This is a genomic window from Pseudomonas sp. p99-361, assembly GCF_003935475.1.
Classification (GTDB): domain Bacteria; phylum Pseudomonadota; class Gammaproteobacteria; order Pseudomonadales; family Pseudomonadaceae; genus Aquipseudomonas; species Aquipseudomonas juntendi.
In genome coordinates, this window is sequence record NZ_RHQO01000032.1 from 18,337 (window position 1) to 44,450 (window position 26,114).

Annotated in this window: 21 protein-coding genes, 1 other RNA gene and 1 pseudogene; 11 read left to right on the forward strand and 12 right to left on the reverse strand. The window is 62.9% G+C overall.

Annotated elements, in window-relative coordinates; genetic code table 11:
• Positions 1–293 precede the first annotated feature (293 nt).
• Positions 294–647, forward strand: coding sequence for a hydroxyisourate hydrolase (gene uraH / locus EGJ22_RS15405; RefSeq protein WP_003259496.1), 354 nt, complete (start codon positions 294–296; stop codon positions 645–647).
• A 612-nt stretch (positions 648–1,259) separates the two neighbouring features.
• On the opposite strand, the pseudogene EGJ22_RS26950 reads toward uraH, so the two are convergent.
• Both EGJ22_RS26950 and EGJ22_RS15415 read right to left on the reverse strand, forming a co-directional pair.
• A pseudogene (locus EGJ22_RS26950) lies at positions 1,260–1,499 on the reverse strand (RHS repeat-associated core domain-containing protein); the annotation flags it as partial.
• Between the two features lie 186 nt (positions 1,500–1,685).
• Positions 1,686–3,035: an NCS2 family permease gene (locus EGJ22_RS15415; RefSeq protein WP_009683929.1), complete on the reverse strand. Its 1,350-nt coding sequence runs from the start codon at positions 3,033–3,035 to the stop codon at positions 1,686–1,688.
• 283 nt (positions 3,036–3,318) lie between these two features.
• Here EGJ22_RS15415 and EGJ22_RS15420 point away from each other — a divergent pair, with 283 nt between their 5' ends.
• A complete protein-coding gene (locus EGJ22_RS15420; RefSeq protein WP_009683928.1) occupies positions 3,319–4,074 on the forward strand; it encodes a GntR family transcriptional regulator in 756 nt (251 codons plus the stop codon).
• Positions 4,075–4,176: 102 nt separating this feature from the next.
• Here the strand turns inward: EGJ22_RS15420 and guaD are convergent, their stop codons facing one another.
• The 4 genes from guaD to xdhA all read right to left on the reverse strand — a co-directional run bounded on the left by guaD (position 4,177) and on the right by xdhA (position 10,346).
• Positions 4,177–5,481, reverse strand: a complete 1,305-nt coding sequence (guaD, locus tag EGJ22_RS15425) for a guanine deaminase (RefSeq protein ID WP_009683927.1) — start codon at positions 5,479–5,481, stop codon at positions 4,177–4,179.
• 10 nt (positions 5,482–5,491) lie between these two features.
• Positions 5,492–6,337, reverse strand: a complete 846-nt coding sequence (gene xdhC / locus EGJ22_RS15430) for a xanthine dehydrogenase accessory protein XdhC (protein ID WP_009683926.1) — start codon at positions 6,335–6,337, stop codon at positions 5,492–5,494.
• Positions 6,338–6,499: 162 nt separating this feature from the next.
• Positions 6,500–8,899 (reverse strand): xanthine dehydrogenase molybdopterin binding subunit, encoded by a 2,400-nt coding sequence (gene xdhB, locus EGJ22_RS15435; protein WP_009683925.1) that lies wholly within the window; start codon positions 8,897–8,899, stop codon positions 6,500–6,502.
• Positions 8,892–10,346, reverse strand: a complete 1,455-nt coding sequence (xdhA, locus tag EGJ22_RS15440; RefSeq protein ID WP_009683924.1) for a xanthine dehydrogenase small subunit — start codon at positions 10,344–10,346, stop codon at positions 8,892–8,894. Before xdhA ends, xdhB begins: the two co-directional genes overlap by 8 nt.
• A gap of 268 nt (positions 10,347–10,614) precedes the next feature.
• Between xdhA and EGJ22_RS15445 the strand changes: the two genes are divergently transcribed.
• The 5 genes from EGJ22_RS15445 (at position 10,615) to ffs (ending at position 18,748) form a co-directional block, all read left to right on the forward strand.
• Complete coding sequence (locus tag EGJ22_RS15445) at positions 10,615–11,274, forward strand: GntR family transcriptional regulator (protein ID WP_009683923.1); 660 nt, start codon at positions 10,615–10,617, stop codon at positions 11,272–11,274.
• 3 nt (positions 11,275–11,277) lie between these two features.
• A complete protein-coding gene (gene smc / locus EGJ22_RS15450; protein ID WP_029885694.1) occupies positions 11,278–14,766 on the forward strand; it encodes a chromosome segregation protein SMC in 3,489 nt (1,162 codons plus the stop codon).
• A gap of 205 nt (positions 14,767–14,971) precedes the next feature.
• A complete protein-coding gene (gene zipA, locus EGJ22_RS15455; protein ID WP_009683921.1) occupies positions 14,972–15,862 on the forward strand; it encodes a cell division protein ZipA in 891 nt (296 codons plus the stop codon).
• A gap of 205 nt (positions 15,863–16,067) precedes the next feature.
• On the forward strand, positions 16,068–18,398 hold the full coding sequence (gene ligA, locus EGJ22_RS15460; protein ID WP_009683920.1) for an NAD-dependent DNA ligase LigA: 2,331 nt from the start codon (positions 16,068–16,070) through the stop codon (positions 18,396–18,398).
• Between the two features lie 253 nt (positions 18,399–18,651).
• An RNA gene (gene ffs / locus EGJ22_RS15465) (signal recognition particle sRNA small type) lies at positions 18,652–18,748 on the forward strand.
• 28 nt (positions 18,749–18,776) lie between these two features.
• On the opposite strand, the gene EGJ22_RS15470 is transcribed toward ffs, so the two are convergent.
• The gene (locus EGJ22_RS15470) at positions 18,777–19,196 is read right to left on the reverse strand and encodes a helix-turn-helix domain-containing protein (protein ID WP_009683919.1); all 420 of its coding nucleotides are present in this window, start codon (positions 19,194–19,196) and stop codon (positions 18,777–18,779) included.
• A gap of 82 nt (positions 19,197–19,278) precedes the next feature.
• Here EGJ22_RS15470 and EGJ22_RS15475 point away from each other — a divergent pair, with 82 nt between their 5' ends.
• Positions 19,279–19,767, forward strand: a complete 489-nt coding sequence (locus EGJ22_RS15475; protein WP_009683918.1) for a DUF2938 domain-containing protein — start codon at positions 19,279–19,281, stop codon at positions 19,765–19,767.
• Positions 19,768–19,782: 15 nt separating this feature from the next.
• Here EGJ22_RS15475 and EGJ22_RS15480 read toward each other — a convergent pair whose 3' ends face one another.
• From EGJ22_RS15480 to EGJ22_RS15490, 3 genes are all read right to left on the reverse strand, one after another.
• The gene (locus EGJ22_RS15480; protein WP_009683917.1) at positions 19,783–19,962 is read right to left on the reverse strand and encodes a hypothetical protein; all 180 of its coding nucleotides are present in this window, start codon (positions 19,960–19,962) and stop codon (positions 19,783–19,785) included.
• Positions 19,963–19,995: 33 nt separating this feature from the next.
• Positions 19,996–20,190 (reverse strand): hypothetical protein, encoded by a 195-nt coding sequence (locus EGJ22_RS15485; protein ID WP_009683916.1) that lies wholly within the window; start codon positions 20,188–20,190, stop codon positions 19,996–19,998.
• Positions 20,191–20,377: 187 nt separating this feature from the next.
• On the reverse strand, positions 20,378–21,151 hold the full coding sequence (locus tag EGJ22_RS15490; RefSeq protein ID WP_009683915.1) for an ABC transporter substrate-binding protein: 774 nt from the start codon (positions 21,149–21,151) through the stop codon (positions 20,378–20,380).
• Positions 21,152–21,271: 120 nt separating this feature from the next.
• Here EGJ22_RS15490 and dnaX point away from each other — a divergent pair, with 120 nt between their 5' ends.
• The 3 genes from dnaX (at position 21,272) to recR (ending at position 24,505) form a co-directional block, all read left to right on the forward strand.
• On the forward strand, positions 21,272–23,329 hold the full coding sequence (dnaX, locus tag EGJ22_RS15495; protein ID WP_029885693.1) for a DNA polymerase III subunit gamma/tau: 2,058 nt from the start codon (positions 21,272–21,274) through the stop codon (positions 23,327–23,329).
• Positions 23,330–23,393: 64 nt separating this feature from the next.
• Entirely contained in the window at positions 23,394–23,729 is a 336-nt protein-coding gene (locus tag EGJ22_RS15500; protein WP_003254305.1) for a YbaB/EbfC family nucleoid-associated protein, read from the forward strand.
• A 173-nt stretch (positions 23,730–23,902) separates the two neighbouring features.
• The gene (gene recR / locus EGJ22_RS15505; RefSeq protein WP_009683911.1) at positions 23,903–24,505 is read left to right on the forward strand and encodes a recombination mediator RecR; all 603 of its coding nucleotides are present in this window, start codon (positions 23,903–23,905) and stop codon (positions 24,503–24,505) included.
• 165 nt (positions 24,506–24,670) lie between these two features.
• Here recR and EGJ22_RS15510 read toward each other — a convergent pair whose 3' ends face one another.
• Complete coding sequence (locus EGJ22_RS15510; RefSeq protein WP_009683910.1) at positions 24,671–25,219, reverse strand: adenine phosphoribosyltransferase; 549 nt, start codon at positions 25,217–25,219, stop codon at positions 24,671–24,673.
• A gap of 55 nt (positions 25,220–25,274) precedes the next feature.
• Complete coding sequence (fnrA, locus tag EGJ22_RS15515) at positions 25,275–26,009, reverse strand: Crp/Fnr family transcriptional regulator FnrA (RefSeq protein ID WP_009683909.1); 735 nt, start codon at positions 26,007–26,009, stop codon at positions 25,275–25,277.
• Between the last annotated feature and the right edge of the window lie 105 nt (positions 26,010–26,114).

Sequence of the window (26,114 nt, forward strand, 5' to 3'; positions counted from 1 at the left end):
CCTGTTTTTCCGCATTTCTGCCCTTTTGTCGCTTCACTGCCAGCAAGAAATACAGTGCAAGAAACCTGCCTGATTGGTCAGATAATGAAGTGGGCGTCGCTATCCCGCCTTTATTCGCGACTGCTGGGTCGTTTGTGGGCAAGGTGCGGTGGGGTGCGACGGCTGGGTCCAAAAAATTGTGTACAATTTTGCAGTGGAATGTCTTAATAGCCTCATTCGCGCCTGCCGCAGGCCCTGTTTGGGTGCGCTGGCGAGTATTTCTTGCCCACAGATTGAACAAGAGGCGACACGCAATGGGACGTTTGACCACACACGTACTGGATGCCGCGCATGGCTGCCCGGGCAGCTCGATCAAGGTCGAGCTGTACCGTGTCGAAGGCCAGCAACTGGAGCTGGTGAACACCGCCCTGACCAACAGCGATGGCCGCGTCGACGCGCCGCTGTTGCAAGGCGACGACTACCGCACTGGCGTCTACCAGCTGCAGTTCAGCGCAGGCGACTACTACCGCGCCCGCGGTGTGCAACTGCCGGCCCAGGCGTTCCTGGATGTTGTGGTGCTGCGCTTTGGCATCGACGAGCAGCAGGAGCACTACCACGTGCCGCTGTTGATCTCGCCGTACAGCTATTCGACCTACCGTGGAAGCTAGTTGGTCGCTAGAAGAATCTTCGTAGGTCCTTTGGCCCGCTCTCACACTGGCGGGCTTTTTTTCGTCCGTAGTACGCTTTTTTTCCCGGCTTTACCTGTTTCGCTTGGCGGCCTTTGCAGTCATGCCGAGAAGGTCGCTGTAAGAACACCGGATGCTTGTTGCACGCAGACCTACTTGGAGATTATTGATTCTTAAGTCAAAGGGTACAGGGATCGAGCCGGCTGCGGGCGTGTTGAGCGCTACCGAAAAAGCCAATTTGATAGCGTCCCGGTGGTCGAGATGAATATTTAGCCCGCTGCGATTCAGCGTAATTCCAGAGTTGGGCGTGCCAGGCAGAACTGCGTTCATTGGTAAGTTAACTTGCAATCCGCCAGAACCAACGCTGAATTTCATTTCTTTAGCCATGCCCCAGATGTCACCTGGATGCAGATTGTATTGCACGCCCGACCAGCTGATGGTCACGTTGCTTTTGCTTGGGGGAGTAATGACATTTTCAGGGTTTACCACAGTTGTATGGGGCTGTTGGCTGGGGGCCGTGAGTGGTGGGTTTACCTGTGGCGCGCTGCCGGGTGTTCTATTTTTCTTAAGGGTGAACGCACCCAAAACCGCATTAATAAATGAATGTCCGTCGCGATCAATTCGATTGACAGGGTCTCCTTGGCAGTAGGCGTACGCATTCAATCCGCCTCTGCCAAAAGGACTTCTGTCGTCTGGGCTGTAGAACCGTCCGAGCTGAGGGCTGAAATGGCGATAGCCTTGGCCGAGCGGATACAGACCTGATACGGGATCTTGAAAATGGCCGTTATAGCCTAGTAAATCGCCACTGAGTACACTGTAACCACAAGGGGTGTAGTTGCGTGCAGCAGGCACAATGTGCATAGGAGCTATCTCCGGCCCTACCGTCATTGAGGGTGCACCATGTTTATCATTTCCCTGCGCCCCCGGCACCTGATAAAAGTGTCAGGCTGAAGCACTCGCTAAAGTAGGGGTATCTGTAATGAAGAAGGGCGCGGAGGCGCCCTTTTGAAACTATGTAGGTTAAAGGAACACGAACTTGGCAATGAAGATCGCGCACAGCACCCACAGGCTGGCGGAGATTTCCTTGTACTTGCCGGTACCTGCCTTCAATGCCACATAGCTGATGAAGCCCAGGGCGATGCCATCGGCGACCGAGAAGGTCAACGGCATCATGATCACCGTGACAATTGCCGGAATGCTGTCGGTAGCCTCGTCCCAATGGATGTGCGCCATGCTGCCCATCATCAGCATGGCCACGTAGATCAGCGCGCCTGCAGTTGCGTAAGCTGGGATCATCCCGGCCAGTGGGGCAAAGAACATCGCCGCCACAAACAGCAAACCGACCACCACCGCCGTCAGGCCGGTGCGGCCACCTGCCGCAACCCCGGCAGCACTTTCCACATAGCTGGTCACTGGCGGTACACCCACCACCGCACCGAACACACTCGATGCACTGTCGGCCTTCAACGCCCGCGACAGGTTCTCGATACGCCCGTCCGGTGCTACCAGATTCGCCCGCTGGGCCACACCCATCAGCGTGCCGGCCGTATCGAACATGTGCACGAACAGGAACGCCAGCACCACGCTGATCATGCTGACGTTGAACACGCCCGCCACGTCCATCGCCATCCAGGTCGGTGCCAGGCTCGGCGGCATCGACATCACCCCGCCAAATTTCACCAGGCCTAGCCCCCAGCCTGCCAGGGTCACGCCGATGATGCTGATCAGGATCGCGCCGAACACGCGCTTGTAGCTGAGAATGGCGATCAGCAGGAAGCACACCGCCGCCAGCAGTGGCCCGGGCTCATGCAGCGAGCCCAGCTTGATCAGGGTGGCGGGGCTGTCGACGATGATGCCGGCGGTTTTCAGGCCGATCAGCCCGAGAAACAATCCGACGCCGGCCCCCATGGCATGGCGCAGGCTGACCGGGATGCTGTTTAGCAGCCATTCGCGCACTTTCGACAAGGTCAGGAACATGAACAGCACGCCCGAAACGAAAACGGCCCCCAGCGCGGTTTCCCAGTTGTAACCCATGGTGCCGACCACGGTGTAGGTGAAGAAGGCGTTGAGCCCCATGCCTGGCGCCAGGCCCACCGGCCAGTTGGCGTACAGGCCCATCAGCAGGCAACCCAGCGCCGCGGCGATGCAGGTGGCGACGAAGGCGGCGCCATGGTCGATGCCGGCGTCGGCCATGATGTTGGGGTTGACGAAGATGATGTAGGCCATGGTGATGAAGGTGGTCACCCCGGCGATCAGTTCGGTTTTGACGGTGCTGCCGTGTTGCTTGAGTTTGAAAATCCGCTCCAGCCAACTCGTTTCGAGCGGCGGGGCAAGATCCAGCGTAGGGGCTTCGGATTTGCGGCTTTCCACAGCGTGTACTCCTCAAGTCTTTCTTGTTGTTGTGGGGGCCAGTTCCTGCGCCATGCACTTGGTGACCCCGCGAGGTGAGGCAGACGTCCGACCGTTTTGTTGACTTATGGGTCAAGAAGTTGCTCGATGGATTATGCTTTTGTGTACAAAGAATGCAAATAATGTTTTATGTTTTGTGTGCGCAATGCGTCGTACAACGGCTATATAGCGAAAACGCCCCCTGCGGAATCGCCTCAGCCTGTGTACAATGGCGCCATACTTTCTCTTCGTGCCTCGAGAGCCCATGAACGAACAGCTGCAACCTCTGAAGAAACCTGCACGGATCGGCAAGGCCGGCCGCAGCGGTACCCAGGACGACATCGTCTACGCGCATATTTTCGAGGCGATTCTTGAACAGCGGCTGGCCCCGGGCACCAAGTTGAGCGAGGAAGCGCTGGGCGAAATCTTCGGCGTCAGCCGCACCATCATCCGCCGCGCCCTGTCTCGGCTGGCTCACGAGAGCGTGGTCTTGCTGCGGCCCAACCGCGGCGCCGTGGTGGCGAGCCCGACCGTTGAAGAGGCGCGCCAGGTGTTCTTCTCGCGGCGCATGGTAGAACGGGCCATTACCGAACTGGCCGTGCAGCATGCCACCGCCGAGCAACTGAACGAGCTGCGACAGATGGTGCGTGAAGAGCGTGACAGCTTCTCGCGCGGCGACCGTGGTGCGGGTATCCGCCTGTCCGGCGAGTTCCACCTCAAGTTGGCCGAGGCAGCGGGCAATGCGCCGCTGGTCAGCTTCCAGCGCAGCCTGGTGTCGCAGACCTCGCTGATCATTGCCCAGTACGAAAGCGGCACGCGCTCGCACTGCTCGTATGACGAACACATGCAGCTGATCGACGCCATCGAGGCGCGCGATGCCCAGCAGGCGGTGAGCCTGATGATGCACCACATGGACCACATCGACAGCAAGCTGAACCTGGACGAGGAAAGCGCCTCGGACGACCTGCATGCGGTGTTCTCGCATTTGCTGAAAAAGCCCAAGGTTTCCGTCAAGGGCTGATCGTTTGCCTGGTTAGCCCCAGGGGTGTGCATGTGTGCTCACCCCTGGGGCTGCTCTGCAGCCCATCGCGACACAAGGCCGCTCCTACCAGGGCTGTGGCGGCTAGCGCTGGTGCACGCAACGCCCGGCAGCGTAGGTTTCACGCACGGTGCGGTCGTCACCCAGGGTGGTCAGCACGAACAGGGTCTCTTCAATGCTGTTGGACTGCTGAATGCGGTAGTCCAGCAGCGGCGTGGCCTTGTAGTCCAGCACCACGAAGTCGGCATCGTTGCCGGGGCGCAGGCTGCCGATGCGGTCGTCCAGGCGCAGCGCACGGGCGCCGCCTAGGGTGGCCAGGTACAGTGACTTGAACGGGTGCAGGCGCGCGCCTTGCAGTTGCATCACCTTGTACGCCTCGTTCAGGGTGTTGAGCAGCGAGAAGCTGGTCCCGGCGCCGACGTCGGTGCCCAGGCCCACATTGACCTTGAAGCGCTCGGCCTGCGGCAGGTTGAACAGGCCGCTGCCGAGGAACAGGTTGGAGGTGGGGCAGAAGGCCACGGCCGAGCCGGTTTCGGCCAAGCGCTGGCATTCGTCGTCGCACAGGTGCACGCCGTGGGCGAATACCGAGCGCTCGCCCAGCAGCTCGAAGTGGTCATAGACGTCCAGGTAACCCTTCTGCTCAGGGAACAGCGACTTGACCCAGTCGATTTCCTTGAGGTTTTCCGACAGGTGCGTGTGCATGTACACGCCCGGGTGCTCCTTGAGCAACTGGCCGGCCAGGGTCAACTGTTCAGGCGTGCTGGTCGGGGCGAACCGCGGGGTGACGGCGTAGTGCAGGCGGCCCTTGCCGTGCCAGCGTTCGATCAGCGCCTTGCTTTCGGCATAGCCGGACTCGGCAGTGTCGGTCAGGTAGTCCGGGGCGTTGCGGTCCATCATCACCTTGCCGGCGATCAGCCGCAGGTCCAGGCGCTCGGCCTCTTCGAACAGGGCATTCACCGATTCCGGGTGCACGCTGCCGAATACCAATGCGGTGGTGGTGCCGTTGCGCAGCAGTTCCTTGAGGAAGATCTTCGCCACCTGGTCGGCGTGGGCCTTGTCGGCAAACTGCTTTTCGCACGGGAAGGTGTAGGTGTTCAGCCAGTCCAGCAACTGCTCGCCGTAGGAGCCGATCATGCCGGTTTGCGGGAAGTGGATGTGGGTATCGATGAAACCCGGGGTGATCAGTGCGTCCTGGTAGTGCTCGACCGGAAAGTCCGCGGCCAGGGTCGGCAGCAGCTCGCTGGCGTGGCCGACGGCGCTGATGCGGCCATCGTCGACGACCAGCAGGCCGTCTTCGTAGTATTCATGGGATGCCTCCAGGCCCACCTCGGCCGGGTCAGCGATGCTGTGCAGGATGGCGGCACGGTAGGCTTTGCGGGTAACGGTCATAACTCACTCGTCAAAGGGCTTGGCTGCGCCGGGAAGGCGGCAGCAACTGGGCAATGGGGCCGGCATTGGCGGCAGCGTCGTGCTGGCCAAAGCAGGCGTTGTAGGTGGCGATGATTTCGCCGGCAATGGACACCGCGATCTCGATGGGCAGTTTGCCCTTGACCTCGGCCAGGCCCATCGGGCAGCGCATGCGCGCCATCAGCGCGTCGTCGTAGCCCCGCTCGCGCAGCCGGTGCTCGAATTTGACCCGTTTGGTCTTCGAGCCAATCAGGCCGAACCAGGTGAAGTCGTTGCGCTTGAGAATGGCGGCGGTCAGTTCCAGGTCGAGCTGATGGTTGTGGGTCATGACGATGCAGTAGCAACCTGGTGGCAGCTGTGCCACTTCGTCGACCGGCTCTTCACTGACCACCTTGGTCACCCCGTTGGGGATGAATTCGGGGAATTCCTGTTCACGCGAGTCGACCCAGCGCACCCGGCAGGGCAGGGCGGCGAGCAAGGGTACCAGAGCGCGGCCGACATGGCCCGCGCCGAACACGGCGATGTGCGCCTGCACGGCAGCCATGGGTTCGAACAGCAGCACGGTGACGCCGCCGCAGCACTGGCCCAGGCTGGCGCCGAGGCTGAAGCGTTCCAGGTGCGGCGTGGTGCGTTGTGCTTCAAGCATTTGCCGGGCGATGTGCAGGGCCTTGTATTCCAGGTGGCCACCGCCGATGGTGTCGAACAGGCCGCTGGCGCTGACCACCATCTTCGAGCCGGCATTACGCGGGGTCGAGCCGCGTTCCTCGATGATGGTCACCAGTACGCAGGCTTCGCCACGGGCCTGGTGGTCGGCGAGGGCGTTGATCCATTGGTGCATGATGCGACCTCTCTAAAGATCGACACGGCCCCCTTGTAGGAGCGGTCTCGTGTCGCGAATGGGCTGCACCGCAGCCCCGACAATCTATGCAGTAGCCAAGATCTTGGGGCCGCTTCGCGACCCTTTCGCGACACAAGGCCGCTCCTACAGGGCCTTGCGTTGTCAGTGGGTGACGGTTTCCAATTCATGTTCAGACGGTTGCTGCTGGGCCACCGCCTTTCGCATCTGCTCACACCCCCACAACACCCGCTCCGGCGTTGCCGGCGCGTCGATGTTCGGCTGCACGCGGTAATCGGCAAGGCTCGCCACGGCATCCTTGATCGCGCACCAGGCGGCAATGCCGAGCATGAACGGCGGCTCGCCCACGGCCTTGGAGTGGAACACGGTGTCTTCCGGGTTCTTGCGGTTTTCCACCAGCTTCACGCGCAGGTCCAGTGGCATGTCGGCCACTGCCGGAATCTTGTAGCTGGCCGGGCCGTTGGTCATCAGCTTGCCCTTGGCGTTCCACACCAGTTCCTCGGTGGTCAGCCAGCCCATGCCCTGGATGAAACCGCCCTCTACCTGGCCAATGTCGATGGCCGGGTTCAGCGAGTCACCGACATCGTGCAGGATATCGGCGCGCAACATCTTGTATTCACCCGTCAGGGTGTCGACGATCACCTCCACACAGGCAGCGCCGAAGGCGAAGTAGTAGAACGGCCGGCCACGGGCCTGGCTGCGGTCGTAGTAGATCTTCGGCGTGCGATAGAAGCCCGTGCTGGACAGCGACACCTGGGCAAAGTAGGCCTGCTGCACCAGCTGCTCGAAACTGACGATCTGTTCGCGCACCCGCACATGGCCGTTGCGGAACTCGACGTCTTCCTCGGTCACCTGGTAGTGCCGTGCGGCAAACTCGGTCAGGCGCTTCTTGAGGATCTCGGCCGCGTTCTGCGCCGCCTTGCCATTCAGGTCGGCACCGCTCGAGGCGGCCGTGGGCGAGGTGTTGGGCACTTTGTCGGTATTGGTGGCGGTGATCTGGATACGGCTGAAATCCACCTGGAAGATCTGTGCCACCACCTGCGCCACCTTGGTGTTCAGGCCCTGGCCCATTTCGGTGCCGCCATGGTTCAGGTGGATGCTGCCATCGGTGTAGATGTGGATCAGCGCACCGGCCTGGTTGAGGAAGGTGGCGGTGAACGAAATGCCGAATTTGACCGGGGTCAGGGCCAGGCCTTTCTTCAGCACCGGGCTGTTGGCGTTGAAGCGGCGGATCGACTCGCGGCGCTCGGCGTAGTCGCTGCTGGCTTCCAGCTCGGCGGTCATCTCTTCGAGCATGTTGTGCTCGACGGTCTGGTAGTAATGCGTGACGTTGCGTTCGGTCTTGCCGTAGTAGTTGGCCTTGCGCACCGCCAGGGGGTCACGGCCCAGGTGGCGGGCAATGTGGTCCATCACCTGTTCGATGGCAACCATGCCCTGCGGGCCGCCAAAGCCGCGGTACGCCGTGTTGGAGGCAGTGTTGGTCTTGCAGCGGTGACCATGCACGGTGGCATCGCCCAGGTAGTAGGCATTGTCTGAGTGGAACATGGCGCGGTCGACGATCGAGCCAGACAGGTCGGGCGAATAGCCACAGTTGCCGGCCAGGTCCAGATTGATGCCATGCAGGCGCCCATTCTCATCGAAGCCCACGTCGTACTCGACGTAGAACGGGTGGCGCTTGCCGGTCATGGTCATGTCTTCGACCCGCGGCAGGCGCATCTTGGTCGGCTGGCCGGTCAGGCGCGCCACCACCGCGCACAGGCAGGCCGGGCTGGCGGCCTGGGTCTCCTTGCCGCCAAAGCCGCCGCCCATGCGGCGCATGTCCAGCACCACCTTGTTCATCGGCACGTCGAGTACTTCGGCGACCAGCTTCTGCACCTCGGTGGGGTTCTGCGTGGAGCAGTAGACGATCATGCCGCCATCTTCGGTAGGCATCACCGAGGAAATCTGCGTTTCCAGGTAGAAGTGCTCTTGGCCACCGATGTGCAGGGTGCCCTGGAGGCGGTGCGGGGCGCTGGCAAGGGCGCTGGCGGAATCGCCGCGCTGGTGGGTGTGGCTGTCGAGCACGAAGTGCCGCTTGCGCAGCGCGTCGACCACGTCCAGCACCGGCTCCAGGTCCTCGTACTCGACGATTGCGGCCATGGCCGCCTTGCGTGCGGTGTCCAGGTCACGTGCAGCCACGGCCAGCACCGGCTGGCCGAAGAACTCGACCTTGTCGATAGCCAGCAGCGGGTCACCCGCCACCACCGGGCCGATGTCCTTCAGGCCAGGGATGTCTTCGTGGGTGATGGCGATGCGCACGCCCTCGAAGGCATAGCACGGCGTGGTGTCGATGCGCAGGATGCGCGCATGGGCACGGTCGGCGGTGCGGGCATAGACGTGCAGCTGGTTGGGGAATTCCAGGCGGTCGTCGATGTACAGCGCCTCGCCGGAGACATGTTTGTCGGCGCTGTCGTGCTTGACGCTGCGGCCAACCCCGGTGGTCAGGTGCTGGCTGAACAGTTCGGCCATCTCGGCCTGGCTCTTGGCTACATGGTGGTTAGACATAAGCGGTCACCCGGGTTTCGATGTGCGGCGATTGCTGTTCGATGAAGTACTTGCGCAGCAGGTTCTGTGCAGTCAGCAGGCGGTATTCCTTGCTGGCGCGGAAGTCGCTGAGCGGGGTGAAGTCTTCGGCCAGGGCCTGGCAGGCACGCTCGATGGCCGCCGCGTTCCAGGGTTTGCCGCGCAGCGCGGCTTCGCAGGCGCGCGCGCGCTTGGGTATCGCTGCCATGCCGCCAAAGGCGATGCGCACACCGCTGACCACCCCGTCCTCGATGCTCAGGTTGAAAGCGCCGCACACGGCGGAGATGTCGTCGTCCAGGCGCTTGGATACCTTGTAGGCACGGAACGCCCAGTCGCGGCTGGCGCGTGGCACGATGATCTTCTCGATGAACTCGCTGTCCTGGCGGGCAGTGATGCGGTAGTCGATGAAGTAATCCTCCAGCGGCATCACCCGTTGACGCTCACCCTGGCGCAGCACCACCTGCGCATCCAGGGCGATCAGCAGGGGTGGCGAGTCGCCAATCGGTGAGGCATTGCCAATGTTGCCACCGAGGGTGCCCTGGTTGCGGATCTGCAGCGAGGCGAAGCGGTGCAGCAGGGCACCGAAGTCGGGGTACTCGTCGTTCAGGGCGCCGTAGCAGTCGGTGAGCGGGGTTGCGGCGCCGATTTCCAGGTGGCTGGCGGTTTTCTCGATGCGTTTGAGTTCGGCGACGTGGCCCACGTAGATCATCACCGGCAGGGTCTTGTGGAACTGGGTGACTTCCAGGGCCAGGTCTGTACCGCCGGCCAGCAGCCGCGCCTCTGGGTGCGAGCTGTACAATTCGGCAAGATCCGCCACGGTCAGTGGCACCAGGCAGCGCTTGTCGCCGCTGTTCAGTTCACCGGTCTGGGTGGGGGCAATGGCCTTCAGGCGGCTGATGGTATGCGCCTGCTGGGCATCGAACTGGTCGCGGCAAGGCTGGCGGCAGCTCTGCTCGGCGGCGTCGAGGATCGGCCGGTAGCCGGTGCAGCGGCACAGGTTGCCGGCCAGGGCCTCCTGGGCCTGGTGCAGGTCGGCGCCGTCGCTGTTCTTTTGCAGGGCAAACAGCGACATCACGAAGCCGGGTGTGCAGAACCCGCATTGCGACCCATGGCAGTCGGCCATGGCTTGCTGCACGCTGTGCAGTTGGCCCTGGTGCTTGAGGCCCTCGACGCTGATCAGCTGCTTGCCATGCAGCGACGAGACGAAGGTCAGGCACGAGTTGAGGCTGCGGTAGCGCAGGTTGTCGTTGCCCTGTGCGTCCTGGGTCAGTTCACCGACCACCACGGTGCAGGCGCCGCAGTCACCGCTGGCGCAGCCTTCCTTGGTGCCGGGTTTGCCCAGGTGCTCGCGCAGGTACTGCAGCACCGTCATGTTAGGGTCCAGGGCGTGCTCACTACGCAGCTCCTGATTGACGAGAAACTGGATCACGGGGATGGCCTCGCAATGGTTTTATTGTTGTTGGGCGGACTCTAAGCAACACCTGTCCAGCAGGTCAATATTTTTCTGACCCAAGGGTCAAGAAATTGCGCATGGTCTCGCCCAACCCTGTTCATTGCCCATATTGCAAGCATAGATCGCGCCGGGCCCGCGGTTGTCTGCTGGGTCAAATAAACCGCCTGCCCCCTCTGCGCGACCAATGGTCAAGTGCGCTACACTTCGCCCCTTGTGCCCAGTTCAATGATTTTGAAGGAAAACCATGACGTTCAAGGCCCCGGACAGCCTCTCCGAGCAGATTGCCGATTACCTGGCCGAACGCATCATCCGCGGCGAGCTGGCGCCCGGCGAGCGCATTCAGGAGCAAAAGGTTACGCAGGCACTCAATGTCAGCCGCGGTTCGGTGCGCGAGGCGTTGCTGATTCTCGAACGCCGCCACTTGGTGGCGATCTTGCCGCGCCGCGGTGCCCATGTCACCGAGCTGGACGAACGCAGCGTGCGCAGCCTGTGCGCGCTGATGGGCGAGTTCTATATCCTGCTGGGCAATGCGGTTGCACAAAAATGGCGCACCGAAGCCGACCTGCGCCCGTTTCTGGAGATTCAGCAGCGGCTGCAGCGCGCCCACGACCGGCTGGACATCAAGGCTTTCGTCGGTGACAGCTTCGCGGTGATGCGCGCCGCCTATCCATTTGCCGATAATCCTTTCTTGCAGGAAACCGTGGAAAACCTGCAGCCGGCCATGAGCCGTGCCTATTATCTGGCGCTGGACCAACGCCAGGCCAACATGATCGATTACCTCGACCTGTTCGCCCGCCTGCTCGAAGCGGTGGTCGCCCGTGACCTGCCGCACATTCGCGAGGTGCTTACCGCTTACTGCCAGCGCAGCTGCGAACTGGTGCTGGCGGCACTGGCCCGAGGCTGACCGATGCGCCTCAAATGCATTCGCCTGGCTGGCTTCAAGTCGTTCGTCGACCCGACCACAGTCAATTTCCCCAGCAACATGGCGGCCGTGGTCGGACCCAACGGCTGCGGCAAATCCAACATCATCGACGCGGTGCGCTGGGTGATGGGCGAGAGCTCGGCGAAGAACCTGCGCGGCGAATCGATGACCGACGTCATCTTCAACGGCTCCAGTGGGCGCAAACCGGTCAGCCAGGCCAGCATCGAGCTAGTCTTCGACAACAGCGAAACCACCCTGGTCGGCGAGTATGCCGCGTACGCCGAAATTTCCATCCGCCGCAAGGTCACCCGCGACGGGCAGAACAGCTACTACCTGAACGGCACCAAGTGCCGCCGGCGCGACATCACCGACATTTTCCTCGGCACCGGGCTGGGGCCGCGCAGCTACTCGATCATCGAACAGGGCATGATCTCCAAGCTGATCGAGGCCAAGCCCGAAGAGTTGCGCAATTTCATCGAGGAAGCCGCCGGCATCTCCAAATACAAGGAGCGCCGCCGCGAAACCGAGAACCGTATCCGCCGCACCCAGGAAAACCTGGCGCGCCTGACCGACCTGCGTGAAGAACTGGAACGCCAGCTCGAGCGCCTGCACCGCCAGGCCCAGGCCGCGGAAAAGTACCGTGAGTACAAGGCGCAGGAACGGCAGCTGAAAGCGCGGCTGTCGGCCTTGCGCTGGCGCGACCTGGACGAGCGGGTACGCCAGCGCGAGTCGGTGATTGGTGATCAGGGCGTGGCCCACGAGGCATTGGTGGCCGAGCAGCGCAACGCCGATGCCAGCATCGAGCGCCTGCGTGACGGCCATCACGAGTTGTCCGAGCGGTTCAACCAGGTGCAGGGCCGTTTCTATTCGGTGGCCGGTGACATTGCCCGGGTCGAGCAGAGTATCCAGCACGGCCAGCAGCGCCTGCGCCAGTTGCAGGACGACTTCAACGAGGCCGAGCGCACCCGTTTGGAAACCGAGTCGCACCTGGGGCATGACCGCACCTTGCTGGCGACCCTGGGCGAAGAGTTGGCCATGCTCGAACCCGAGCAGGAAATGACCCTGGCCGCCGCCGAAGAAGCTGCGGCGGCGCTGGAAGAGGCCGAGCTGGCCATGCACGGCTGGCAAGAGCAGTGGGACAGCTTCAACAGCCGCTCTGCCGAACCGCGCCGCCAGGCCGAAGTGCAGCAGGCGCGCCTGCAGCAGCTGGAAGCCAGCCTGGAGCGCCAGGCCGAGCGCCAGCGCAAGCTGGGCGAAGAGCGCGAGCAACTGGGGAGCGATCCGCAGGACGCCACCCTGCTGGATCTGGCCGAGCAGCTGGCCAGCAGCGAAATGTTGCTGGAAGAACTGCAGCTCTCCGAAGAACAGGTGGTCGAGCGTCTGGAAAGCGCGCGCGGGCAGTTGCAGCAGGCTACCCAGGCCCAGCAGCAGGCACAGGGCGACCTGCAGCGCCTGGGCGGCCGCCTGGCATCCTTGGAAGCGTTGCAGCAGGCAGCCCTGGAGCCGGGGGCGGGCGCCGCAGACTGGCTGCAGGGCCAGGGCCTGGAGCAACAGCCACGCTTGGCTGAAGGCTTGCGGGTAGAACCGGGCTGGGAGCTTGCCGTAGAAACCGTGCTCGGCGCTGACCTGCAGGCCGTGCTGGTGGACGATTTCAACGGCCTCGATTTTGCCGGTTTGGAACAAGGCGAGCTGCGCTTGCTGCAGGCCAGCGATGCCAGCGCGTCGTTGCCCGGCAGCCTGCTGGAAAAGGTCGAAGGCGGTGTCGATCTGGCACCCTGGCTGGGCCAGGTCAAGCCTGTCGAAGACTTGGCCCAGGCGCTGGCGCAGCGCATAGCGCTTGGCGACGGCCAGAGCCTGGTCAGCCGCGATGGCTACTGGGTTGGCCGGCACTTCTTGCGGGTGCGCCGTGGTGGTGAGGCCGAAGGCGGTGTGCTGGCGCGTGGCCAGGAAATCGACCGCCTGGGCCAGGAACAACTGCAGCAGGAAGCGGCGTTGGAACAACTTGAGCAACAGTTGCAAACCCTGCGCGAGCAGCAGCTGGACCTGGAGGAACAGCGCGAGCAACTGCGCCGCCGCAGCCAGGAAGAAAACCGCCTGCACGGTGAACTGAAAGCCAGCCTCTCGGCCAGCCGTGCGCGCGCCGAACAGGTCGAGCTGCGCCGCCGGCGCTTGCAGGAAGAACTGGCCGAACTGGAAGAACAGCGCGCCCTTGAGCACGAACAACTGGGCGAAGCCCGCCTGTTGCTGCAAGAGGCGGTGGAGCTGATGGCCCAGGACACCGAGCAGCGCGAGCAATTGATGGCCCGCCGCGACGCCCTGCGCGAAAGCCTCGACCGGGTGCGCCAGGAGGCCCGCCAGCACAAGGACCACGCCCACCAGCTGGCCGTGCGGCTGGGCTCGCTGCGTGCGCAGCATGACTCCACCCGCCAGGCCCTGGAGCGCCTGGAGCAGCAAGCAGCGAGGCTGACCGAGCGCCAGGAGCAACTGAGCCTGAACCTGGAGGAGGGCGAGGCACCACAGGAGGAGTTGCGCCTGAAGCTCGAAGCGCTGCTGGAACTGCGCATGAGTGTTGACGAGGAAATGCGCCTGGCGCGCCTGCACATGGACGAAGCCGACCGCGAATTGCGCGAGGCCGAGAAGCGTCGCTCACAGGCCGAGCAGCAGGCGCTGTTGTTGCGCGGCCAGCTGGAGCAGTTGCGGTTGGAGTGCCAGGGCCTGGATGTGCGGCGCAAGACCCTGCAGGAGCAGCTGCTGGCCGACGGTTACGACCTGCAAGGGGTGCTCGCCACCCTGGAGGCCGATGCCAGCGAGCAGGGCACCGAACAGGCGCTGGAACAACTCGAGGCGCGTATCCAGCGCCTGGGGGCGATCAACCTCGCCGCCATTGAGGAGTACGAGCAACAATCCGAGCGCAAGCGCTACCTGGATGCCCAGGACGCCGACCTGGTGGAGGCGCTGGAGACCCTGGAAAACGTCATTCGCAAGATCGACAAGGAAACCCGCAACCGCTTCAAGGATACCTTTGATCAGATAAATGCCGGATTACAGGCACTTTTCCCAAAAGTTTTCGGTGGTGGCAGCGCTTATCTGGAACTGACGGGCGAAGATCTACTCGATACAGGGGTGACGATCATGGCGCGACCGCCGGGCAAGAAGAACAGCACCATCCATCTGCTGTCCGGCGGCGAAAAGGCACTGACCGCATTGGCGCTGGTGTTTGCCATCTTCAAGTTGAACCCCGCACCGTTCTGCATGCTCGACGAAGTCGATGCGCCGCTGGACGATGCCAACGTCGGGCGCTACGCGCGCCTGGTCAAGGAAATGAGTGAGAGCGTGCAGTTCATCTACATCACCCATAACAAGATTGCGATGGAGATGGCCGATCAACTGATGGGGGTAACCATGCATGAACCCGGTTGTTCACGTCTTGTTGCAGTTGATGTGGAGGCCGCCATGGCCATGGTCGATGCGTGATGCGCGACGATGCGGGCACTTTCTCCAACGAAATGCCCCCGTCATGTGCGACAGACGGTGTAAAGTTGTCTTTGGTCGTGCTAGCTTAATGTCACTCGTTTATTGCGTGGGTAAAACGCCTGTCAGAACATAGAGTTGGCGCCACGTGTTAAAGGGCTTTGAACCCTTTGTTTTCAAGCATATTTTTATAGAGGCACGGGATTACATGGAAATCGGTCTGCGCGAGTGGCTGATCCTCATCGGCATCATTGTCATTGCCGGTATTCTTTTCGACGGCTGGCGCCGCATGCGCGGCGGCAAAGGCAAGTTGAAATTCCGTCTGGACCGCAGTTATTCCAACCTGCCGGACGAAGAGGGCGGCAGTGCCGAAGTACTCGGCCCGTCGCGGGTACTGGATACCCATAAAGAACCGGAACTGGACGAAAGCGACCTGCCTTCGCTCAGCGCCTCGGCGCGTGACCGCGAGCGCGAGCCAAAGCCGGCCAAGGCCAGCAAGCGTGGCAAGCGCGCCACAGCCGCGGCCGATGTGCAGCAGGGCGACCTGGGCCTGAGCGCCGAGCCGCGCGAGCCCGACCTGTTCACCGACAGCGACGACGACTTCGCCGCCGAAAATACCCGTGGCAACCCGGCGCCCGCTGCCAGCAGCGTCAAGGAGCTGCCACCGGCCGAAGAGGTGCTGGTCATCAGCGTCATTTCCCGCGACGAGGGTGGCTTCAAGGGCCCGGCATTGTTGCAGAACATTCTTGAAAGCGGCCTGCGCTTCGGCGAAATGGACATCTTCCACCGCCACGAAAGCATGGCCGGCCACGGCGAAGTGCTGTTCTCCATGGCCAATGCGGTCAAGCCTGGTGTGTTCGACCTGGACGACATCGACCATTTCAGCACCCGTGCGGTGAGCTTCTTCCTCGGCCTGCCTGGCCCACGTCATCCGAAGCAGGCCTTTGACGTGATGGTGGCGGCCGCGCGCAAGCTGGCCCATGAACTGAATGGTGAGCTCAAGGACGACCAGCGCAGCGTGCTGACCGCCCAGACCATCGAGCACTATCGCCAGCGCATCGTCGAGTTCGAGCGCCGTGCGCTGACCCAGAAGCGCTGACAGATCCAACGAAAGAGCAGCCTGAGGGCGTGCTGGCCGGTTCGGGTGTTGTTACCTGTTCCGGCCTTGTCGCCTGCAAGCCAGCTCCCACAAGGGCCTGTGGGAGCTGGCTTGCCGGCGACAGGGCCAGGGCAGGCAATGGCTACTCCAGACCGCAGCCGCCGCCCCAGGCTGCTCTTTTGCTTTGCAAGAGAAGACAAACCCCATGACCGCCGAAACCCGTATCCACGAACTGCGTGCCGAACTCGACCAGCACAACTACCGCTACTACGTGCTCGACGAGCCCAGTGTGCCCGACGCCGAATACGACCGCCTGTTCAACGAGCTCAAGGCGTTGGAAGCCGAACACCCGCACCTGGTTACCCCCGACTCGCCCACCCAGCGCGTCGGCGGTGCGGCCCTGTCGGCCTTTAGCCAGGTGCGCCATGAAGTGCCCATGCTCAGCCTGGGCAACGCCTTCGAGGAGGCCGACCTGCGTGAGTTCGGCCGCCGCGTGGTGGACGGCCTCGATCAGCCGGGCGCGGTTGACTACAGCTGCGAACCCAAGCTCGATGGCCTGGCCGTTAGCCTGTTGTACCGCGACGGCCTGCTGGTGCAGGGTGCCACGCGCGGCGACGGCACCACTGGCGAAGATATCAGCGCCAACGTACGCACCGTGCGCAACATCCCGCTGAAGTTGCACGGCGAGGGCTGGCCCGCGGTGCTGGAAGTGCGTGGCGAGGTCTACATGAGCAAGGCCGGCTTCGACCGCCTCAATGCAGCCCAGGCCGAAGCCGGCGGCAAGACCTTCGCCAACCCGCGCAACGCGGCTGCCGGTAGCCTGCGCCAGCTCGATTCGAAAATCACGGCCAGCCGCCCGCTGGAGTTCTGCTGCTACGGCGTCGGTCAGCTGTCTGCCAGCATCGGCGACAGCCATATCGGCATCCTTGAACAGCTCAAGGCATGGGGCCTGCCGATCAGCCGCGAGCTCAAGCATGCGGCAGGGATCGAAGAGTGCCTGGATTACTACCGCGACATCGGTGAGCGGCGCAACAGCCTGCCGTATGAAATCGATGGTGTGGTGTTCAAGGTCAACAGCCTGGCCGCCCAGCGTGAACTGGGCTTCCGCGCCCGTGAACCGCGCTGGGCAATCGCCCACAAGTTCCCGGCCATGGAAGAGCTGACCGAGGTGCTGGACGTCGAGTTCCAGGTCGGCCGTACCGGCGCGGTCACCCCGGTGGCGCGCCTGAAACCGGTCAAGGTGGCGGGCGTGACCGTGTCCAACGCCACCCTGCACAACATGGACGAAATCGCCCGCCTGGGCCTGCGCATTGGCGACACGGTGATCATCCGCCGGGCCGGCGACGTGATCCCGCAGGTGATGCAGGTGGTGCTGGAGCGTCGCCCGGACGATGCCCGCCCGGTTGCCGTGCCAAGCGAGTGCCCGGTGTGTGGCTCGCAAGTCGAGCGCACCCAGCTGGTCAAGCGCAGCAAGGGCAAGGAGACCACCAGCGAAGGGGCGGTGTACCGCTGTGTCGGCCGCCTGGCCTGTGGTGCGCAGCTCAAGCAGGCGATCATTCACTATGTGTCGCGTCGCGCCATGGACATCGACGGGCTTGGCGAAAAAAGCGTCGAGCAGTTGGTGGACGAAGGCCTGATCGGCTCGCCGGCTGACCTGTACAAGCTGCAGTTCGAGCAGGTGGTCGGCCTGGAAGGCTTCGCCGAGGTGTCCACCCGCAAACTGCTGGATGCCATCGAAGCCAGCAAGCGGCCGAGCCTGGCGCGTTTCATCTATGCGCTGGGCATACCGGATGTGGGTGAGGAGACGGCCAAGGTGCTGGCCCGTTCGCTGGGCAGCCTGGCGCGCGTGCAGCAGGCCTTGCCGCAGGTGCTGACGTATCTGCCGGACATTGGCCTTGAGGTCGCCTACGAGATTCACAACTTCTTCGAAGATGAGCACAACCAGAAGGTTATCCAGCAGTTGCTCGACAGCGGCATGCACCTGCAGGACGAAGGCGAGTTGGCCGCCGAATTCGCGGCCAGCACCAGCTTGGCCGGCATGATCGCCAAGCTCGACATCGCTTCGGTAGGCCCAACCGGTGCCGAGAAACTGGTAGCCAAGCTCGACAGCCTGGACAAGATCATCGCTGCCGACGGCATCGACCTGCGCCAGGCATTGGCGGCCAAGCAGGCGGACGCGGTGCGTGAATTCTTCAAGGATGAGGCCAACCAGCAACTGGCGCGCGCGATCGAAGCGCAGTTGCTGGCGTTCGGCATGCACTGGACCAGCGAGAAGAAAGTCGCCGAGGGTTTGCCGCTGGCCGGCCAGACCTGGGTGCTGACCGGTACCCTGGAGCGCATGAGCCGGGATGTGGCCAAGGACAAGCTGGAAAGCCTTGGCGCCAAGGTGGCCGGTTCGGTGTCTGGCAGGACCCAGTGCGTGGTCGCAGGGCCGGGGGCTGGATCGAAGCTGGCCAAGGCCAGCGAGCTGGGCGTGAAGGTGCTGGACGAGGAGGCCTTCGTCGCGTTCCTGGCTGGGCAGGGCATCACTATTTAAGTCCCTGCGCGCGCCACTTGTGGGAGCGGGCATGCCCGCGAACACCGGCAAAGCCGGTGCCATCCATCGCGTAGCTTGCTTCGCGGGCACGCCCGCTCCCACAGGCCTCGCGCCAGTCTTGCCTGCAGCGCCACCCCAACCCAGACAAGTCATTGAGAAATGATGACTTTTTCTGCTCCCAGAGGTTGTATCTGCCCCCAAGACCGGTACAATGGCGCCACTCGCTGCTCAGCGAGGCATGTAGTGGTGGCCCCATCGGTCCCCCCGCATTGATTACCCGTTAACCTGGTCAGGCCCGGAAGGGAGCAGCCATAGCGGGAACATCGAGTGCCGGGGTGTGGCTGGTGGGGCCGCCTCCATTTCCGGGGTCGGAAAACCTCAATCTGCTGCGAACGCCTTCTTTCTGTCCTGCTTCTCGCCCAATGCTCCCACCGCCGACAGCTTCATCAGTCGCTGGAATTTAGGGCAGGCCAGATGATCCTCCTCAGGGCACTGCGCCGCATGTCGCAAGCCTTTGCTCATCGCCTGTAGGCGCCTGATCCGTGCATCCAGTTCATCGGCTTTGAGTAGCAGCTTCTGCCGGTCGACCTGCAGATTCACCAGCATCGCTCCCATCTCATCCAGCGAAAACCCCGCAGCCTGGCCCAAGGCGATCAGCGCCAAGCGGTCGGTCACATCGGCTGCGAACTGGCGCCGCTGGCCGTGTGCAGCGAGCGATTTGAGCAGCCCTTTCTTCTCGTAGTAACGCAGTGTCGAGGCGGGTACGCCCGTGCGTTTGGCAACGTCGGCTATGTCCATTTTGGGTCCTTGACTTAAAGCTGGCTTCAACTTCTATGCTGCGTGGCGTGGTGATGACAGTCAATCTATGGGGGATTTTTCAATGACGTTGACTGCGATGTTTTCAGCGGCCTTGCCGATTGGTATCGGTGCTACGGTAGTGATGGACATGTGGGGCCTGTTGCTGAGGCGCTTTGGCGTTGCCACCTTGAGTTTCGCCATGGTCGGGCGTTGGGCGGGGCATCTGCTGAATGGGCGGGTGCGGCATCAGGCGATTGCCAGGGCTGAGCCGGTGCGGCATGAGCAGGTGTTGGGGTGGGGGATTCATTACGCCGTCGGCGTGCTGTTCGCGATATTGCTGATTGGGTTTGTGGGGGAACGATGGTTGATGGCGCCTACCTTGCTGCCCGCGGTAGCGCTCGGCGTGGGCACGGCCGTTGCGCCGTTGTGTCTCATGCAGCCGTTGTTGGGGGCAGGGTTCTTTGCGTCGAGGACACCGGCGCCTGCGCGTAACTGCGTGAAGAGCCTGGCTACGCATTTTGTGTTTGGTGTGGGGTTGTTCCTGAGTGCGGGGCTGCGGGCCTCGGTGTGAGGACAGGCCAGGCGGTCAGAGCGAGCGCAGGATGAAAATGCCGGCAATCAGCATGAGCGCTGTAGAGAGGGCGCCAAGGTAAAACAGCAGCACGCCTGTCCAGGGGGAGGATGTTCTGAGCTTGCGCATTTCCTCGGCGAATGCCTCCGCTTCACTTCGTGCGTTTTCAGTGTGACTTGGGGGAGTGAAGCGCATTAGCGACTCCTTGTTACTGGATCGATCTAAAACTCACAGCTTGCTGGCCAGCGCCATGATGCCAACGATGGTCGTTACAACCGCTGAGCCAGTTGCTATGGGATGCCAAAGTGCTTCTTGTCTGAGCTTACGCGCTTCTGCCACGAATTTCTGCGTCTCGGCGCCTAGCTTGCGGCCTTCATTTTGTAACTTCTCAAGTTCGAGGTGTTCGCGGTCAGCCTGAAGCAAGCATGTTGTAGTCCATGGCACAGGCACCACGCGAGCTCGAATCGGTCGCAATACCCTGTGGGAGCGGGCGTGCCCGCGAAACAGGCGACGCGGTATAGGCACCCGCTTCGCCGTAGATCGCCGGCAAGCCAGCGACCACAGGGAGCGTGCTGGCTTGCTGCCTCTGTACATCACCAGCGCTTCTGTTTCACGGGCGAGCGACAGACGGGTTGTCGCTACGGCCCATCCCTGCGTATCGCTGCAGGATCCGCTCGATTTCCCCCGTCTGTTTCAGGCGCACCAAGGCCCGCAGCAGCCCTTGTGTGGGTATCGCCGGGTCGTTGCGCACCATGCACCCCAGGTCCTGCTCCTCCAGTACTGCCAGCACTTGCAGCTGCCGAGCTGCCGGCTGCCCCTGGTTGAACCACTGCAGCGACAACTCGTTGCTCACTGCATGGCGATAGCGGTGGGCTTGCAGTTTCTGCAGGACCAGCAGCTGGCTGCGGCTGTCTTCGCGACTCAGCCGGCCTTGGTCCAGCAGGGGTTGCAAGGTTGGATAGGTGTACCCCAGCACTGTACCGATGGCCTGGGGCGGCAGTTGCTCTGCTGCGACCGGGTTGCTGTCGCCAAGGCGCCCCACCAGCACGTCGCGCTGGTGAAACAGCGGGATGCTCCAGACAAAGTCCCCCGGGCGGTCATTGAACCATTGCGTGCTGACGTAGCAGCGCACATCAATGTCACCGCTGTTCATGGCCTCCTGCAAGCGCAGCCTGGCCATCACGTGATACTGCGGGCGGACCCCTGCTTCCCGGGCCAGCGCCTGTACAAGGTCATAGACCAGGCCCTCGACCGGCTGGTCATCTTCAATCCGCACCAGCGGCATGCTCCAGCTTTCAGCCACGGAAAAACGCAGCACCGGCTGTTCTGCCACGCTCTGGGTAGCCCAGACCAACAGCAAGGCCAGCAGTTTTCGCAAAAGCATCTCCTCCCTGGACAACAGGCGCCCGATTCATAGCTTAGACGAGCTGCGCAGGGTGCAATTTTGCCCCCGCTCCGCTAGCATTAGCGATCTTCCGCTCGATCAGGCTACGATGGTTTTTCGATGAGTTATCAGGTTCTTGCACGTAAATGGCGTCCGCGCTCGTTCCGCGAAATGGTCGGCCAGACCCATGTGCTCAAGGCCTTGATCAATGCCTTGGACAACCAGCGCCTGCACCATGCCTACCTGTTCACCGGTACTCGTGGCGTGGGCAAGACTACCATTGCCCGTATCATCGCCAAATGCCTGAACTGCGAGACGGGCATCACCTCCACGCCCTGCGGCACCTGTTCGGTGTGCCGGGAGATCGACGAGGGCCGCTTCGTCGACCTGATCGAAATCGACGCCGCCAGCCGTACCAAGGTCGAAGACACCCGCGAACTGCTCGATAACGTGCAGTACGCGCCCAGCCGTGGGCGCTTCAAGGTCTACCTGATCGACGAAGTGCACATGCTCTCGACGCACTCGTTCAATGCCTTGCTCAAGACACTGGAAGAGCCGCCGCCGTACGTCAAGTTCATCCTGGCCACCACCGACCCGCAGAAGCTGCCGGCCACCATCCTGTCGCGTTGCCTGCAGTTCTCGCTGAAGAACATGAGCCCAGAGCGGGTGGTCGAGCACCTCAGCCATGTGCTGGCTGCGGAGAACGTCCCGTTCGAGGCAGATGCCCTGTGGCTGTTGGGCCGCGCCGCCGACGGTTCCATGCGTGACGCCATGAGCCTGACCGACCAGGCCATCGCATTCGGCGAAGGCAAGGTGCTGGCCGCCGATGTGCGGGCCATGCTCGGCAGCCTCGACCACGGGCAGGTCTATGGGGTGCTGCAGGCGCTGCTCGAGGGCGATGCCCGGGCCCTGCTGGAGGCCGTGCGCAACCTGGCCGAGCAAGGGCCGGACTGGGCTGGCGTGCTGGCGGAAATGCTCAACGTGCTGCACCGTGTAGCCATCGCCCAAGCGCTGCCCGAGGCAGTGGACAACGGCCAGGGCGACCGTGACCGGGTGCTGGCGCTGGCCCAGGCATTACCGGCCGAGGATGTGCAGTTCTATTACCAGATGGGCCTGATCGGTCGGCGTGACCTGCCGCTGGCGCCGGACCCGCGTGGTGGCTTCGAGATGGTCTTGTTGCGAATGCTCGCCTTCCGCCCGGCCGACACCGACGATGCGCCGAAACCGGTGCTAAAGCCAGTGGGGATCAGCCAGGCCACAGCTGATCCTGCCAACCCGGTGGCAGCCCCTGCGCCTGCCGTGCCGCCGCCCGCCGCCGAGCCTGCGCCCGCGCCGCTGGTAGTGCCGCCGCCAGCCACGGTGGACCATGAGCCCGAGCTGCCCGCAGACGCCGAGCTGAGGGCCGAAGTCGAGGCCATTTCGGTGCCTGAGCCCGTCGCCGAGGTGGTCGACCTGCCGTGGGAGGACCCAGCCCCGACCAGCGCGCCTGTGGCGCCGCAGACGCCAGTCGCAGAGCCTGCGTCAGCCCCGCGGCCGACCCCGCAGGCGGCGCCTACGGCCGCGCCTGCCGTGCATGACGAGCCGCCTTTCGACCCGTCTGCCTACGCCGCCGTTGGCATGGACCGGGACGACGAGCCGCCGCTGGACGAAGACTACTACGGCGGCGAAAGCGATCCGGTTGGCTTCAGCTACCTCGACGAGTTAGCCGAACACGTTCAGGAAGAAGCCCCTGCGCCCGCGCCTGCTCCGTTGCCAGCCGCCAAGCCGGCCACCGGTCTGGCCCTGCAATGGCTGGAATTATTCCCACAGTTGCCTGTCTCGGGTATGACAGGCAACATCGCAGCAAACTGTACGCTGATTGCCGCCGATGGCGACGACTGGCTGCTGCACCTGGACCCAGGCCAGGGTGCGCTGTTCAACACGACCCAGCAGCGGCGCCTGAACGAGGCGCTCAACCAGCATCTGGGGCGCACGCTGAACCTGCGCATCGAACTGGTCCTGCCCGAGCAGGAAACCCCGGCCCAGGCCGCCGCGCGCAAGCGGGCCGAGCGTCAGCAGGGCGCCGTCGCCTCGATCGAGCAGGATCCATTGATCCAGCAGATGATCAAGTTGTTCGGTGCCAAGGTGCGGCAGGATACTATTGAGCCTGTAGAAGCCCTGGCCAACCAGGGCCAGTAACGGATAACCCTGCGGCCGGCCCGGCGCCGGGCCGCATCAAATGACCCAATCGAGGTATACCCCCATGATGAAAGGTGGCATGGCCGGCCTGATGAAGCAGGCCCAGCAGATGCAGGAAAAAATGCAGAAAATGCAGGAAGAGCTGGCCAACGCCGAAGTCACCGGCCAGTCTGGTGGCGGCCTGGTGAGCGTGGTGATGACCGGTCGTCACGACGTCAAGCGCGTCAGCATCGACCAGAGCCTGATGTCGACCGATGAAGATGACAAGGAAGTGCTGGAAGACCTGATCGCCGCTGCGTTGAACGATGCAGTGCGCAAGGTGGAGCAGAGCAGCCAGGAAAAAATGGGCGGCATGACCGCCGGCATGCAGCTGCCGCCGGGCTTCAAAATGCCGTTCTAAGGCATGCGCCCTCGAAAACCGCCGCTGACACCAGCGGCGGTTTTTTTTTGTGCGTACTCGCAGCCGCCGCGGTCATTATTCTTGACCCGGCGCGCTCCCACCCGGAGGCTGATTTGACGCCACTGTCCCCGCTGGGTATAAACCGCCCCTTATTGAATTGTCAGGCCTTCCCCATGAGCTTCAGCCCCCTTATCCGCCAATTGATCGACGGCCTGCGCATCTTGCCAGGTGTAGGCCAGAAAACCGCCCAGCGCATGGCCCTGCAACTGCTCGAGCGTGACCGTAGCGGGGGGCTGCGCCTGGCCCAGGCTTTGACCCAGGCCATGGAAGGGGTAGGGCATTGCCGGCAGTGCCGCACCTTGACCGAGCAGGACCTGTGCCCACAGTGTGCTGACCCGCGGCGTGACGACACCCAGCTGTGTGTGGTCGAGGGGCCGACCGATGTGTATGCGGTCGAGCAGGCCGGCTACCGCGGCCGTTACTTCGTGCTCAAAGGCCACCTGTCGCCACTGGACGGCCTGGGGCCGGAGGCCATCGGCATTCCGCAACTGATGGCGCGGATCGAAGAGCAGGGTACCTTCACCGAGGTGATCCTGGCGACCAACCCGACCGTGGAAGGCGAGGCGACGGCGCATTACATCGCGCAGCTGCTCAATGAAAAAGGCCTGGTGGCCTCGCGCATCGCCCATGGTGTACCCCTGGGCGGGGAGCTCGAACTGGTGGATGGCGGAACACTGGCCCATGCCTTTGCCGGGCGGCGGCCGATTTCGCTCTGAAGCTGCAAGCTGCAAGCTGCAAGCTGCAAGCTACAAGCTACAAGCTACAAGCTACAAGCTAAAGCAGATCGGCTTCTGCTTGTAGCTTGCGACTTGCGACTTGCGACTTGCGACTTGCGACTTGCGACTTGCGACTTGCGACTTGCGCTGCTTGCGACTTGCAACTCAATACTCGCTGAGGGAAAACTCGGTCAGGCAGAAGGTCGGCACCCCGGCCGCCTGCAGCCGGCGCGAACCGTCCAGTTCGGGTAGGTCGATGATCGCGGCGGCCTCGAACACCTGCGCACCGGTGCGGCGCACCAGGTTGGCCGCTGCCAGCAAGGTCCCGCCCGTGGCGATCAAGTCATCGAAAATCAACACCGAATCGCCTTCGCACAGGCTGTCGGCGTGCACCTCCAGAAAGGCCTCGCCGTACTCGGTCTGGTAACCCTCGCTCAGCACGTCGGCTGGCAGCTTGCCTTGCTTGCGGAACAGGATCAGTGGCTTGTTCAACTGGTGGGCGATGATCGAACCAATCAGGAAACCCCGCGCGTCCATGGCGCCAATGTGGCTGAACTCAGCCTCGACATAGCGCTCGATGAACTGGTCGGCCACATAGCGCAGCCCGCGCGGCGACTGGAACAGCGGGGTGATGTCACGGAAGATCACGCCGGGCTTGGGGAAGTCCACCACTGGGCGGATCAGGGCTTTGAGGTCGAAGGCGTCGCTGTGCATTGTTGCGGGTATCCTGGGAAAACGAATGCCCAAGTATACCCGCTAAATACCGGCATCAGGCCTCCATTGCACCACCGGCCAGCGCACACAGCTGGATCGGGTCGAGGATGTGCACTTCCTTGCCTTCGGCGCGCAGCAGGCCGTTCTGCTGGAAGCGGGTGAACACCCGTGACACGGTTTCCACTGCCAGGCCCAGGTAGTTGCCGATTTCGTTGCGCGACATGCTCAGGCGGAACTGGTTGGCCGAATAGCCGCGGGCGCGGAAGCGCGCCGACAGGTTCACCAGGAACGTGGCAATGCGCTCGTCGGCGGTTTTTTTCGACAGCAGCAGCATCATTTGCTGGTCATCGCGGATTTCACGGCTCATTACCCGCATCAGCTGGCGGCGCAGCTGCGGGAGCTGGACCGACAGTTCGTCGAGGCGCTCGAAGGGGATTTCGCACACCGAGGTGGTTTCCTGAGCTTGCGCCGACACCGGGTAGGCTTCGGTGTCCATGCCCGACAGGCCGACCAGTTCGCTGGGCAGGTGGAAACCGGTGATCTGTTCTTCGCCGCTGTCGCTGAGGCTGAAGGTTTTCAGGGCGCCGGAACGTACCGCGTAGACCGAGCCAAAATTGTCACCCTGGCGGAACAGAAACTCGCCTTTTTTCAGCGGACGCCCGCGTTTGACGATTTCATCCAGTGCATCCATGTCTTCCAGGTTGAGTGAAAGAGGCAGGCACAGGGGGGCCAGGCTGCAATCCTTGCAATGGGCCTGGTTGTGAGGGCGCAGTTTGACTGGCTCGGACATTTGGATCGATCCTTGTGGGAAAGCACACATAAGTCGTAAGGGTAACCTACGACACAGGGTGTAGGCCAGTGTGCGCATCAATGCTGCGCGCTGGCAAAACCCCGG